The organism is Streptomyces achromogenes (assembly GCF_030816715.1).
Lineage (GTDB): Bacteria > Actinomycetota > Actinomycetes > Streptomycetales > Streptomycetaceae > Streptomyces > Streptomyces achromogenes_A.
In genome coordinates this window covers 2,759,963-2,774,206 of sequence record NZ_JAUSYH010000001.1, presented here as the reverse complement: position 1 = coordinate 2,774,206, position 14,244 = coordinate 2,759,963, and the positions used below count along the sequence as shown (strand labels likewise).

General features: G+C 67.3%; 7 protein-coding genes. 6 read left to right on the top strand and 1 reads right to left on the bottom strand.

Annotated features, from left to right (window positions below):
* Positions 1 to 2: 2 nt before the first annotated feature.
* The 4 genes from QF032_RS12540 (at position 3) to QF032_RS12525 (ending at position 1,892) form a co-directional block, all read left to right on the top strand.
* Complete coding sequence (locus tag QF032_RS12540; RefSeq protein ID WP_307042398.1) at positions 3 to 434, top strand: hypothetical protein; 432 nt, start codon at positions 3 to 5, stop codon at positions 432 to 434.
* A 31-nt stretch (positions 435 to 465) separates the two neighbouring features.
* Positions 466 to 858: a CD225/dispanin family protein gene (locus tag QF032_RS12535; protein ID WP_307042397.1), complete on the top strand. Its 393-nt coding sequence runs from the start codon at positions 466 to 468 to the stop codon at positions 856 to 858.
* On the top strand, positions 855 to 1,250 hold the full coding sequence (locus tag QF032_RS12530; RefSeq protein WP_306952804.1) for a DUF2752 domain-containing protein: 396 nt from the start codon (positions 855 to 857) through the stop codon (positions 1,248 to 1,250). The genes QF032_RS12535 and QF032_RS12530 overlap by 4 nt, the downstream gene beginning before the upstream one ends.
* Before the next feature lie 195 nt (positions 1,251 to 1,445).
* A complete protein-coding gene (locus tag QF032_RS12525; RefSeq protein ID WP_307056016.1) occupies positions 1,446 to 1,892 on the top strand; it encodes a hypothetical protein in 447 nt (148 codons plus the stop codon).
* Positions 1,893 to 1,898: 6 nt separating this feature from the next.
* On the opposite strand, the gene QF032_RS12520 is transcribed toward QF032_RS12525, so the two are convergent.
* Positions 1,899 to 3,026, bottom strand: coding sequence for an acyltransferase family protein (locus tag QF032_RS12520; RefSeq protein ID WP_307056015.1), 1,128 nt, complete (start codon positions 3,024 to 3,026; stop codon positions 1,899 to 1,901).
* 348 nt (positions 3,027 to 3,374) lie between these two features.
* Here QF032_RS12520 and QF032_RS12515 point away from each other — a divergent pair, with 348 nt between their 5' ends.
* Together QF032_RS12515 and QF032_RS12510 are read left to right on the top strand one after the other, a co-directional pair.
* A complete protein-coding gene (locus QF032_RS12515) occupies positions 3,375 to 7,067 on the top strand; it encodes a LamG domain-containing protein (protein WP_307042391.1) in 3,693 nt (1,230 codons plus the stop codon).
* A 178-nt stretch (positions 7,068 to 7,245) separates the two neighbouring features.
* Positions 7,246 to 14,157: a toxin C-terminal domain-containing protein gene (locus tag QF032_RS12510; protein WP_444875861.1), complete on the top strand. Its 6,912-nt coding sequence runs from the start codon at positions 7,246 to 7,248 to the stop codon at positions 14,155 to 14,157.
* Positions 14,158 to 14,244: the final 87 nt, after the last annotated feature.

Genomic DNA, 14,244 nt, shown 5'->3' with positions numbered 1-14,244 from the left:
CCATGACAGACCCCGAGGTCGAGATCCTCTGGCCCTCGTCCCTGCCGTCCAGCCCGGCCGAAGAAGGGCAGGACGTTCTGCGTGCGGCCGGGATCGACGCCGACTGCATGCTGCTGCCGACCCGGCGGGGGGCGGCCGACATCGTGCTGGTGCTCCTCACGACGGCCGTCATGGAGCCGTTTCTGCGAACCGTCTTCCAGAAACTCGCCGAGGATGCTCATCAGGGGCTGAAAGCGTTCACGGATCGTCTGCTGAAACCGACATCGGACGCGACACCGGCACCCCAGTGCGTGGTCTACGAGTTGCCGACCGGTGGTCGGGTCACGTTCACCGGCGACGTTCCGGATCAGGGGTACGAGCAGGCCGTCGGTCTGGACGCCCGCAACGAGAACTGGACCTGGGACTCCCGGCACGCGATGTGGGTTCCCAGCTGAGGTCGGGGACAGTGGAGGAGGTCGGTCAGCCATGGCAGGCAAGAAGCGTGAACCGTCGAGCGGGGAGAACTGGGGGCCGGACCCTCTGAACCAGGAAGGCCAGGAACCCCCTCAAGAGCCGAACAGGCCCCCCGACTTCAGCCAACGCCCCACCCTGCAAAGGCCGCCGCCCGAGTCCTACATGACGCCGGCCATCCTCGTCACACTCCTGTGCTTCCTGCCGACCGGGATAGCAGCCATCGTCTTCGCCTCACAGGTCTCGGCCAAGAACACCTCAGGCGACTACGAGGGAGCCGTGCAGTCCTCACGGAAGGCTCGGATCCTGGTCCTCGTGAGTGTGGGGGTCGGAGTCGTGTTCTGGCTGTTCATGATCATAGCGGTGAGCGCCTCGGACAGCTCCGCGGCCATCATGCCTGGGCCATGACGCCACCACGCCTGCACGGCGTCCGTGAAGCATGGCTCGGTGGCGCGGTCCTGGCGGCGCTCGCCCTCGCCACAGCGCTGTTCGATCCCACGCGCCCCGGGCGGTTCCCCGCCTGCCCGTTCCGGGCGGTCACGGGGTGGGACTGCCCGGGCTGTGGAAGTCTGCGTGCACTGCACGAACTCACCCACGGCCAGGTGGCGGCGGCGATGGACTACAACGCGCTCCTCGTCGCCTTCCTGCCGTTCGGCGCCGTGATCTGGCTCCGTGCCGTCACCCGCCGATCCCGACCGCGAGTGCTCCCCGCGTGGGCCGCGCGCGCTTTGGCGGTCGGGGTCGTTCTGTGGGCGGTGATCCGCAACCTGCCCCTCTTCGGCGGCGTGCTGGCCTCTTGAACGGTGGCCGACCGCATCGAGGAGCCTCGGACCGACCGGAGTCGGTGGCCCAGCACGGCCGGCCGTTTTCGGAGTCGGGTCGGAGCGGCGGGCGGCAATCGGCGGGCGGCCGGACGCCACCGGAACCGCCGCCCACCGCGATACCCTCGCCCGGGTGACGGCGGGTCTGGCAGGGTGCGTTCGAGGGGCGACAGCATGAGCGGCGGCGCGAGCGACGACAAGACCGCCGCCCGTGCCGCAGGTGTCCCGGTCTCCGGCCCCGTCCCTGCCGCTGCCGGCGGAGAGAGTCGCGGGCAGCGGCATCACCCCGTCCGCTGGCTGCTGCTCTGCGTACTGTCCTGCGTCGTCACGTTCTTCGTCTGGGTCTGGGGAGCCTTGTCCGGCGGCCTGGACGTGGGAGAGGCGTGCGCCCTGCGCGGACAGCCCTATGACGGCGCCTACCGCGGCGAGCACTTGCGCGAGTTGGATCAGATCTTCCCCCTGCACGACAAGTGCAACGAGTCCTACGACCTGGTCCCGGTCTGGGTCAATCCGGCGCTCGTCCTTCTCTCCCTCGTCGCCGTGGGCAGCCTCCTCGCGTCCTGCTGGACCACGTTCGTCCGGGTCCGGCGGTTCTGGCGGAGGCGGCGGGCCGTCCGCTGACGTCGATCAGCGGGCGGCGGTCACGTCCGAGGACGGGCGGACGGCTGAGGAGGGCCGGCCCACGAGACGTCGCAGCCGGCGTTCCGCGGGGTGCTCGACGCAGTGGTAGGCCACGGCGGCCAGGGCCAGGCTGGTGACCAGGACACCGGCCCAGAACACGAGCGTGTCGCCGCCCGGAGCGGGCTTGCCCCAGCGGAAGACGGCCAGGCGGAGCACGATCTCGTGGAGGAGGTACCAGGCGAACGACCAGTGCCCGAGCCTGATCATCCAGGTCCCGCCGAGCCCGGTGCGCCGGCCGTCCAGGTCGGCACGGGCGGCGGCGCAGATCAGGGCCGCGAACACGGGCGCGGAGAGCAACTGGGAGGCGGAGTAGGGGCTGTACCAGAGGGCGTCCGGCACCGCCTTCGACCAGGGGAGCAGTGCCAGGTGCCAGGCGACGACGAGTCCGGCGGCCACCGGCAGCGACACGGGCGGCCGCCAGCCCCGCTTGAGCGCCAGCCCGGCCACCACGCCCAGCACGAACTGCAGGAAGCGGGTCAGCGGGAGGTAGTCGAGCGCCCAGCTCCGGGTGGCGGGCGGCAGACCGGACAGGGCGGGCCACAGCACGAGGGCCGCGCAGGTGACGCCGACCGCGGTCCAGACCCACACCCGGGCACGCCGGCCCGCGAGGAGCGCCAGCAGAACGGGGAAGGCCAGATAGAAGAAGGCCTCGTCACTGAGCGACCAGGCCGCCGGGTTGCCTCCCGCGTTGATGACCCGCTGCGGGAACCACGCGTGCACCAGCAGCAGGTTCGCGACGACGCCCTTGGCCGACACGGCACGGTCCATGTACATGTAGGCGGCCACGGACGCCGCGACGCCGACCGCGAGCAGCGGCCAGATCCGGGCGAAGCGCCGCCAGAAGAAGACCCGGGCGGGCACGTTCGCGCCGTCGTACGTCCAGGCGAGGACGACACCCGACAGCACGAAGAAGAACGTGACACCGCTGCGCCCGTACCAGACGGCGTCGCTCACCCCCGGCACCTTCCCCGCCTGCCGGGACAGGTGATACAGCACGACGAGCAGAGCCGCCCAGAAGCGCAGCCCCGTGAGCGAGGGCAGCCGATCACGTCCGGCTCCCGGTCTGGAGATCAACGGCGGCCCTTCGTCGACGGAGGCGGCATCACCTGCGCGGGACGGGAATCGGACCGAACACGGCCGCGTCCATGCACAAAGGGCAGAGGCTAACACCGGCCTCGTACAGGAATCTTGGCAGACAGGGCCGGTTCGGTTTCGGCCAACGGGTCTCCGTCCGGCGTTGCCTGTGCTGGACCTTGTTCGCTTTTGTTGTGCGTATTCAAGCCAAGTGGAGCTCCGGAGGCGATTGCGCAAGGTCATATGACCTTGACGCAAGGTGAGAGGGAGGTTTGAATTCGCTTGATTTTGAAGATCTTGTGACTCTGGGGGCGGGGTTCTGTGCGGTTCGTGCGGGGGAAGTCAGGCATGCCCAGAAGCCCAGGCCCGGAGTGGGGCAGGCGTGTGTCAGCCGCCACGGCCGTGTTGGTCGTGCTGTCGGGTGTGCTAGTGCTGCCAGGCCAACTGGCCGCTGCCGCTCCCGCCGAGGCGGACTCCGCACCCCTGACCGAAGCGCAGCAGGCGTTGGCCGATGCCGAGAAGTCCGGGCAGCGTGTGGAGGTGACAGGCGAGCGTACGGACCGTACGACGACCTTCGCCAACCCCGACGGGTTCACCTTGACGCTCGAGCAGTCGGTCGTCCCTGTGCGGGTCGGCAAGCCGGGCGGTGGCTGGCAGGCGCCGGACGCGACACTGGAAAAACGTTCCGACGGCTCGGTGGGGCCGAAGGCGGCCGCAGTGTCGATCGCCTTCTCGGCAGGCGGCGAGAAGGATCCCCTGGCGCGGATCGCGGGCGAGGGCACCTCACTGGAACTGCAGTGGCCGGGCAAGCTTCCCGCGCCGCGGCTGGACGGGACCAAGGCCGTCTACGACGATGTCCTGCCGGATGTCGATCTGCAGGTGACCGCGACCCCGGAAAGCTTCCAGCCGGTCTTCGTCGTCAAGACGCCGGAGGCGGCGGGCAGTGAGGAGCTGAAGAAGCTCACGTTCGGGCTCAAGGCCCACGGTCTGGACGTCCGTAAGGGCGCCGCCGGCAACCTGGCAGCCGTGGACGGCAGCGGTCGCACCGTGTTCAGGGCGCCGCCCGCACGGATGTGGAACTCGGCAGGAGAAGCGTCCGGACAGACCGGAGCGTCCGCGAAGACGACGCAACTGATGCGGGCGCAGACCCTCGCCGAGGAGACGGCGGTGCCGTCCGACCCGTCCGAACTGGCGCCATCCGGTTCGGGTCTGGAGCCGGGCCAGGGCGACAAGGTCGCCAAGATGGACGTGGCCGTCACCAAGGACTCGCTTTCCGTCGTCCCGGACGCGACCATGCTCTCCAAGACCGAGGCGTCGGCCTTCCCCCTCTTCATCGACCCGACCGTGGGCTGGGGAGGCTCTGAGCGAACGCTCCTGCGCAGTGACGGATACGAGTCCTACGGCTGGAGCAACGGCGACGACGGTCAGGGCAAGGGCGCCGGCAAGTGCGGCACCTGGAAGGGCTATTACTGCGGTCCGGGGTACGTGCAGAAGCTGTACTACGAGTTCTCACCGGCCAGCCTGAAGGGCAAGAAGGTCCTCGACGCCACCTTCCGGGTGACCGAGCCCTGGGCGTTCCAGTGCGACCCGCGCTGGGTGGACCTCGTCCGCACGAACAACATCTCCTCGGCGACTACCTGGTCGTCACGGCCGGCCGAGCTGGACCTGATGGTGGACCGCAACGTGTCGGCGGGACGCGGTTCACTGTGTGACCCGGATGCGCCCGACGCTCCGATCGAGTTCAACGACAGTGCGGACGAGACGAACGAGAACCTGACGTCGACGGTGGCGAACTTCGCGGCGGGCAAGTTCGCCCGGCTGACCCTGGAGATCAAGGCTCACGACGAGTCGGATCCGTCGGCGTGGAAGCGTTTCAAGAACGACGCGGTGCTCGCGGTCAAGTACGTGGCGGTCCCCGCCCTTCCGACGGAGGTCGGGCTCGTCACCGGAACTGGCTTCGTTTGCACCACCAACGCGGCTGACCCGGCCGTCGTGTCCGATCCGACCCCGCTGGTGCAGGGCAGACCGCGCACCGCGTCCGGTGGCTCGGTGGGCGCAAGTCTGCGTATCCGGTGGCGGACGGAGAAGTCCGCGGGCACGTCGTGGACGGTCGCGCACACGGACGTCGATGGTCCGACCTCCGGTTACGTCGGGAACCTCGTCAAGCAGGCTCGCAGCCTGCCCGCTCTCCAGGAGGGCGTGCTGTACCGGCTGAAGGCGCTGACCCTGTCCTACTACCAGGACGGCACCAGTCGCCAGAACACGGGCTACACCACGCCCTGCTATTTCAAGGTCGACCCCACCGCGCCGAAGCTGCCGCAGGTCACCGTCGGCGCGCCGTACACGCAGTGCCTGCCCAACGACTGCACGGCGCACGGTGGGCCCGGGGTGCAGGCCAAGTTCTCCTTCAACCCGGCGACAGGTGACACCAACATCGTTGCCTACCAGTACCGGCTCTCCACGGTTGCCGGGTGGTCGTCGGACCAGACCGGCCCGTCTGTCTCGGTAGGCGTGACACCGCCGGCGGAAGGCACGTATCGCCTGATCGTCCGGGCAAAGGACAAGGTCGGCCGTTACGGCGCGGAGTCCGTCGTGGACTTCCTGGTCGCAGATGGCCAAAAGCCCGTCGGGCAATGGAACTTCACCGAGGGCGACGGCGCGGCATTGGACTCGGCGACGTGGGACGGCGCGGATGACGCGACCCTGGCCGGCAGCGCGGTTCGCGACGACCGCGGCCGTCGTGGGCTGATCACGCACGACACGTCCGGTGCGGCCTTGGAAACGCCGGTGACGGACAAGGGCCTGACCCTTGACGGCACCACGGGCTATGCGGCCACGGCCGGGACGGTCCTTGACACCTCCGACTCCTATACCGTCTCCGCCTGGGTGCGCGTCGACAGCGCTGCCTCGCGAACCTTGACGGTACTGAGCCAGGCGCCCAACAGCGCAAGCCCGTTCACCCAGAAGTTCACCCCGTTCGGGTTGTCGTACGCGGGTGGAGGCACCGACACCTGGAGCCTGAGCGTGATGGGCACGGACGGTGTCCTACGAAAGGCCAGTGCCTCGCAGGCGTCGCCGCGTGGTGTGTGGACCCACGTAGCCGGCGTCTACGACGCGGAGGCGAAGAAGGCCAGCCTCTACGTGAACGGGACACTGCAGAGCGCTGTCGAGGCAGGAACGGCATGGAAGGGCTCGGGTCCGCTGCAGATCGGCAGAGCCGTTTGGGCCGATGCCTACACCGATTACTTCAAAGGCAGCATCGACGAGCCGACGACGTGGCAGCGGGCTTTGTCGCAGAAGGAGATCGCGACGACGGCACGGGCATTGACGTCGAAGAACTACGCCGGAGTGGAACTGGTCGCCGACTGGTCGGCCGACAGGGGTGTCGGTACCGCCGTTGCCGACACCACGTCCGGCTACGGCCGGTCGCTGGCCCTCAGCGGTGGAGCCTCGCTGGACGGTGAGTCGATCGTGCTGGACGGAGTGGACGACGCGGCAGCCACGGCCGGTCCCGTCGTGGACGACACCGGTTCGTTCACCGTCACGGCCCTGGCGGCCTTGGACGGTGCCAAGTTGCTCGACAAACAGGTGGGTTACACAGGTCAAGTGGTCGGCCAGCGGACGGTCGACGGCTCGGCCTGGGGATTCTGGTACGAGCTGACGGACAAGGTGGCTGTCTTCGATGAGGAAGCCGGGGATGAGAAAACCGTCCCGCAGGGTTTCTGGCGCTTCGGCCGGCTCAACGCCGACGGCACTTTCAACGCGGTGGCCTCCGAGGACAACGCGCTGTTGGACGGCATGGTCAGGATGACCGGTGTCGTCAACGCCCAGGACGGCACGATCGGCCTTTATCTGGGAGCCGTTCCCAACGGTGACCAACAGGCCTTCACCGCCAAGATCGGCACCGGGGACTTCGCCGTCGGCAAGGGGTTTAGCGGTAACGCGTGGAAGCACTACCTGCCCGGACGGATTGCCGAGGTCCGTCTGTGGGCGGGCGCGATGGCAGGACCCGATCAGGTCGCAGAGACGGTCGGTGACTGACAGGCAGAGGTGGTGGGGGCGGCCTCGACGGCTGCCACCACCACAGCAGGCACAGCGGGCCGTGGACGCGCGGACTGAAACTTCTCTCAACGGGACCGGTGGGGCGGAAGAAATGAACCTTGGCAGGGGCACCTCAGGGATTGCCCGGGATGTGAAGCGCCGCACCGGCCGGATCCTGGTGCAGTCGCTGGCACTGGCGCTTGTCGTGCCCTTGGGCGTGGCGCAACTGGCACAAGCCGCGGAATCCCCAGGTCTCGGGCGCTCCGACGTGCCCGCGTCCCGGGTGAGCAAGGTCAAGGAGTTCGAGGGCCTCGGCGCGGAGAAGGCCCGACGGCAGGTCGGGCGGGACAAGAAGGCCAACAAGGCACAGGCCGACCAGGCCCGCACACAACAGAAGGCGATCTGGCCCGGAAGGGGCGAGGCGACACTCGGTCTCTCGCAGGGCAAGGCAGTCGGCGCCAAACCGGCCGGCGTCCCGGTCACCATCGCGCCGCTCACCGCCGGGAAAGCCGCCGCGGGCGGCGAGACGCGCCTCACGATGCTGGACCAGAAGGCAGCCCGTGCGGCAGGCATCACCGGAGTGCTGCTGACCGCCGACACGGACAGCGCCGGGGACGCGAAGGTCAGCATCGACTACAGCGGCTTCGCTTCCGCCGTCGGCGGCGGCTGGTCCCAGCGGCTGCGTCTCGTGCAGCTCCCCGCCTGCGCGTTGACGACGCCCGAGAAGCCGGAGTGCCGCAAGCAGCGTCCGCTGGTGTCGGACAACGACCTCGAGCGTCAGTCTGTGTCAGCCAACGTGAGCCTTGCCGAGGCCGGCAGCGGAACTGCCACGCAACTCATGAAGGCGTCGGGCAGTGCTGCTGCTCCCGCCGCCACCGTGCTGGCCGTGACGGCCGCCGCACCCGGTTCCGGAGCGTCCCCGAAAGGTTCCGGAAACTACGCGGCGACGCCGCTGTCGGCGTCCTCGTCCTGGGAGTCCGGCGGCAGTTCGGGCTCCTTCACCTGGTCGTACGACTTCACGCTGCCTCCGGCGGCCGCAGGCCCGCAGCCGCCGCTGTCCCTCTCGTACGACTCGGGCAGCGTGGACGGCCGTACCGCCACCTCCAACAACCAGGGCACCTCGGTCGGCGAGGGCTTCGGCATCACCGAGTCCTACATCGAGCGCTCCTACGGATCCTGCGACGACGACGGTCACGACGACGTCTTCGACTCCTGCTGGAAGTACGACAACGCGCGCATCGTGTTGAACGGCAAGTCCTCAAGACTGGTCAAGGACGACGATGACGGCCTGTGGCGGCTGGAGAACGACGACGCCTCGAAGGTGACGCGCTCCACCGGCGCGGACAACGGCGACGACAACGGTGAGTACTGGACCGTCGTCACCGGCGACGGAACCAAGTACGTGTTCGGCCAGAACAAGCTCGACGGGGCGGACGCCCAGCGCACCAACTCCGTCTCGACGGTGCCGGTGTTCGGCGACGACTCCGGCGAGCCCGGCTACTCCGGCGGCGACGCCTTCGCCGACCGCGCCCTCGACCAGGCCTGGCGGTGGAACCTCGACTACGTCGAGGACACCCGAGGCAACGCGGCCACCTACTGGTACGCGAAGGAAACCAACTACTACAAGAAGAACAAGTCCGAGACGGCCAACGCGGCCTATACACGCGGCGGTTACCTGAGCCGGATCGAATACGGGCTGCGCAAGGGGGCTCTCTTCACCGACAAGCCCGACGCGAAGGTCACCTTCGGCTACGCCGAGCGCTGCACCGCCGCGGACTGCTCCAGCCTGACCAAGGACACCTCCGAGAACTGGCCCGACGTCCCCTTCGATGCGATTTGCTCCAAGGACGACGACGATTGCGACGCGGCCGGCCCGTCCTTCTTCTCCCGCAAGCGCCTGACCGGGATCGACACCTTCTCCTACAACGCCACCACGACCGCGTACGACGCCGTGGACTCCTGGGACCTGACGGAGGAGTACCTGGACGGTGGGGACATCGGTGACAGCTCCGACCAGGTACTGACCCTGAAGTCCCTCAGGCGCACCGCGAAGGCGGGCGACACGGCCATCACGCTCGCGCCGGTGACGTTCACCTACCACATGCGCCCCAACCGGGTCGACGCCACGGACGACATCCTGCCCCTGACCCGCCCGCGCATCAACACCGTCACTTCCGAGACCGGTGCGATCACCACGGTGACCCTCTCGGGCGAGGAGTGCGTACGCAGCCAGGTGCTGAACGCGGCGCCCGACACCAATACCCGGTCCTGCTACCCGCAGTTCTGGCACATCAACGGCGCCGAGAACGCCTCCATCGACTGGTTCCACAAGTACCGGGTACTGGCCGTCACCGTCTCCGACCCGACCGCCGCCAACGAAACGGTCGAGCACGCGTACGCCTACAGCGGCGCCGCCTGGCACCACAACGACGATCCGATGACGAAGAAGGCCGAGCGCACCTGGTCCGAATGGCGCGGATACGCCCAGGTCACGGCATGGACGGGCGCGACAGACAGAACCCGCTCGAAGACGGTCTCCCTCTATCTGCAGGGTATGCACGGCGACGAGAAGAGCGACGGCACCACGAAGTCCGTCTCCGTCGCACCGCTGCCGGCACCGGCCCTCGGAGCGGCCTCGGTCACCGACAAGGCCGAGTACGCGGGGCAACTGCGCGAACAGGTCACCTACGACGGCTCCACGGCGATCGCGGCGACGCTGAACGATCCCTGGTCACAGGAGACGGCCCGGCAGACCCCGCCCGGCGCCGGCGTCCACATCGCACGCTACGTCCGCACGGAGAAAGTGCACGGCTACACCTACCTGACCGCCTCCAAGACCTGGCGTGAGCGCCTCACCAGCACGTCTTTCGACAGCTACGGCATGCCGGTGACGGTGGAGGACGCCGGGGACGTGGGCAAGGCATCGGACGAGACCTGCACGCGCACCTGGTACGCCCGCAACACCGACCTCGGCCTCACCAGTGCGGTGTCACGCACCCGTGCGGTCGCCCGCACCTGTGCGACGGCGGACAGTTCGTTGGTTCTGCCCGCGTCCATGGACCCGGCGAAGCCCAAGCGCGGCGATGTGATCGCCGACGTCAGCACCGTGTACGACACCGCCACCGTCACGGCCTGGTCGGCGTCCCAGAAGCCCACCAAGGGTCTGGCGACCTGGACCGGCCGCGCCACCGGCTACGCGGCCGCCGCGGACGCCAACGGCGACCGGTTGCCGAGCGCATGGCAGAAGACCTCCGCCACGACATACGACACTCTGGGTCGGCCCCTGAGCGTCAGCGACGCGACCACCAACTCTCCCACCCTGCTCGCGTACACCCCCGTCGACGCGGGACCGCTGACCCGGACCATCACCACCGACCCCAAGACCTACAAGACGGTCAGCTACCTCGACCCGCGCCGAGGCCAGCCACTGCGCGTCTACGACGTCAACAGCAGGAAGACCGAGCTGAGCTACGACGCGCTCGGCCGCACGACACAGGTCTGGCTGCCGAACCGGACGAGCGGGAGCCAGGCGCCGAACCAGAAGTTCGCCTACCACCTGGACAACACCAAGGCGTCGTGGGTCTCGTCCTCGTCCCTGAAGAAGGACGGCGAAACCTACAACACCACCTACACGCTCTACGACGCACTCCTGCGTCCCCTCCAGTCACAGTCACCGACTCCCAACGGCGGTCGGCTGCTGACCGACACCCGATACGACACGCGTGGTCTGGCGTACGAGACGCACGCCGACATCTTCGACAACACCAGCACGCCCGACGGCACGTACACCAGGGCCGAGAACGGTGAAGCCCCCACGCAGGCAGAGACGGTGTTCGACGGCGCGGGCCGCGCCACCAGCACCAGCCTGTACATCTTCGGGGTCAAGAAGTGGACAACCGCCACCAGCTACACCGGTGACTCCGTCGCGACCACGGCGCTCGAGGGTGGCTCGGCGCACCGCACGATCACCGACGTGCGCGGCCAGACGACCGAAACACGTGAGTACGCGAGCACAAGCCCGGCCGACGCCTCCTTCGGCAGCACTGTCGGAGCCTCGTACACCCGCACGAAGCTGAGCTACGGCCTGGACGGACAGCAGGAGACGATCACCGGACCGGACGACGCCACATGGTCATACGGCTACGACCTGTTCGGTCGCCAGGTGACCGCAGTCGACCCCGACAAGGGATCCACCACCACCGAGTACGACGTCCTCGACCGCCCGGTGAAGACCACGGATTCACGAGGCAAGTCGGTCCTGACCGCCTACGACGAACTGGGCCGCCCCACCGGTACCTGGGAGAACTCCCAGACGGACGCCACCCAGCTCACCGCCTTCGCCTATGACGCCCCCCTCAAGGGTGAGCCCACCTCGTCCACCAGGTACCTGGGCGGCAAGTCCGGAGCGGCGTACACGCAGACCGTCACCGCGTACGACAATCTCAACCGCGCCACCACCACCCAGCTGCAAGTGCCGGCGAGCGACCCCTTCGTGAAGGCCGGAGCGCCGACCACCTTGGCGTTCGAGACGTACTACAACATCGACGGCACGTTGAAGATGACGAAGGAGCCGGCTCTCGGAGGGCTGCCGTCCGAGTATGTCGATTACGACTACGACTCCCTGGGGCATGTGAAGTCGATCGGCGGCGCGACCGGCTATCTGCTGAACGTCGACTACTCGGCTCTCGCGCAGCCCATGCAACTGGAGTTGGGAACAGGCGGCACGGACGCCAAGAGCTTCTTCGTCGCCAACACCTTCGAGGAAGGCACCGGCCGCCTCCGTAACAGCCACGTCACGGACAAGACCCACGGCTACATGCTGCAGGACCTCAACTACTCCTACGACGAGACCGGCAACGTCACGGCGATCAGCGATCCGACTCTTCTGGGCGGCGCGAGTTCCGCCGACACGCAGTGCTTCGCGTACGACGGCCACCAGCGCCTGACGGAGGCGTGGACCCCCGCTTCGCAGAAGTGCTCCGACGCCCGAAGCGCGTCCAGCTTGTCGGGCCCGGCCCCGTACTGGTCGTCCTACACCTACAACCAAGCGGGTCAGCGGACCAGCGAGACGGTCCACAAGAGCACCGGCGACACGAAGACGACCTACTGCTACACCAACGCAGCACAGCCGCACACCCTGACCGGCACCACGACCAAGCCCGCGTGCACGGCTCCTGAGCGGACCTATACGTACGACAAGTCGGGCAACACGTCGCTGCGCCCCGGCGCAAAGGGAACCCAGACCCTGGCGTGGTCTACCGAGGGTCAGCTGAGCAAGCTCACCGAGAACGGGGCGTCGACGGACTACGTGTACTCCGCCGACGGCTCCCTGCTGATCCGCAACACGCAGAACGGCGAGCGAGTTCTGTACGCCGGCGCCACGGAACTCCACCTCCGCGCCAACGGCACGATGTGGGCCCAGCGTTACTACGCGGCAGGCGACGTCACGGCGGCCGTCCGCACGAACCAGTCGGGCACCAACAAGCTCAGCTACCTGACGGGCGACCGACACAACACCTCGTCGCTCTCCCTCAACCCGGACGCCAACCAGACCTTCACCAAGCGCTACACGACGCCGTTCGGGAACGACCGCGGCGCACCGCTGTACGGCCCCTGGCCCGACGACAAGGGCTTCCTCGGCAAAACACGGGACGCCACGACCGGCCTGACGCACGTCGGCGCCCGCGAATACGACCCGTCCATCGGCCAGTTCATCAGCGTCGACCCCGTCCTCATCCCTGCCGACCCGCAGAGTCTCAACGGCTACAGCTACAGCGACAACAACCCCGTCACCCATAGTGACCCCACCGGTCTTTGCATGGCCGACCAGTGCGGCATCGGCTACCCCATTGGCGGAACAGGTTCCAACGGGGGCAAGAAAGAATACGTTACCCACGCGCCTTCCGGTGCTGGCGGAGTGGGAGCTCCCTCATACAGCGGGGCTGGATACGTTGGCGATCTCCCAGCAGCTGCTCATGGTGACTCGAACAATGTCGTCAAGAGCAATGGAGAATGGAACGTCAAGGTTTACCCGGGCGTTTATATTCCCGTCAATAATCCACATGTTGATGCGGTTGCTGAGTCATTCCAGGAGTGGGTCGAGTACGTTTGTGACCCAAATCTGGGCTACAGCTATGACTGCATGGCCCCGGGGGCGGACGGATCTGATCCGAATGGCTATCAAAGAGTCAAGGGGAAAATGTATGCGTGCCCCTCAGGGTGGGATTGCGGTGATGACTGGTTCAATCCCGTCGACTTGGTAACTGCCGGAGCCGAGTCCGGCTTGGTCGCCGGCAATGGGAGGCTAGGCGGTCTGCGCGGACGGGGATCCGGGAAAAGCTCGGCAGCGGGTGGGCCGTGCAGTTTCGACCCGGAGACGCAAGTCCTTATGGCGGACGGTGAAACCAAGCCCATTGACAAGGTCAAGCAGGGGGATCGCGTCGAGAGTGCCGATCCCGAAACTGGAAAGCATCAAGGCCCGCACGAGGTCACTGCCGTTTTCGTACACCATGACGACGACTTGACCGACGTGGTGATCCGAGATCTCAAGGGCAAGGATCTGACGCTCCGGACCACATCCCGCCACCCCTTCTGGGACGACACCACCCACTCCTGGGTGCAGGCTCGCAGCCTCCGGCCTGGCCACGTCCTCAATACCGCTACCGATGAACACGTGCGGGTCATCGCGGTTGTGGACCGACCCGGTGACGCCGACATGTACAACCTCACCGTCGAGGAACTGCACACGTACTATGTACTCGCTGGGCAGACGCCGGTCCTCGTTCACAACAGCAACTGCAACTCGCTCACGCGTGCACAGTCCGACGATGTTGCGAATTTCTTGGGGTACACGAAGACCAAAATGAAGTCTGCAGGCGGGGCCCCAATTTGGGAGAACAAGAAGGCTGGAGGTGGTCAACCTCGATATATCACCTACGATCGGACCGGGCATAACAAGCAGGCGGTATTCAAGGGTGCCAGCTTCCGTAATCCTTTCCAGTCGACGAAGGATTCGGCTCGGGACGGAACGTATGGGCTGGATGTATCCCCGACAGGAGAGGTGTTGGGTCTCAAGTGGCTAGCCAAATGACAGCCGAGCTAGTCGTCAGCCCGAGCGACCAGCATGTGCGCGCCTCCCTGGCAGAGGCGCCGGCCTGGAGTGCCTACGCGGCGGATT

Bases quoted from the DNA above. Each gene is read 5' to 3' on its own strand.
- QF032_RS12540 (WP_307042398.1), top strand. From the start codon at position 3: ATGACAGACCCCGAGGTCGAGATCCTCTGGCCCTCGTCCCTGCCGTCC.
- QF032_RS12535 (WP_307042397.1), top strand. From the start codon at position 466: ATGGCAGGCAAGAAGCGTGAACCGTCGAGCGGGGAGAACTGGGGGCCG.
- QF032_RS12530 (WP_306952804.1), top strand. From the start codon at position 855: ATGACGCCACCACGCCTGCACGGCGTCCGTGAAGCATGGCTCGGTGGC.
- QF032_RS12525 (WP_307056016.1), top strand. From the start codon at position 1,446: ATGAGCGGCGGCGCGAGCGACGACAAGACCGCCGCCCGTGCCGCAGGT.
- QF032_RS12515 (WP_307042391.1), top strand. From the start codon at position 3,375: ATGCCCAGAAGCCCAGGCCCGGAGTGGGGCAGGCGTGTGTCAGCCGCC.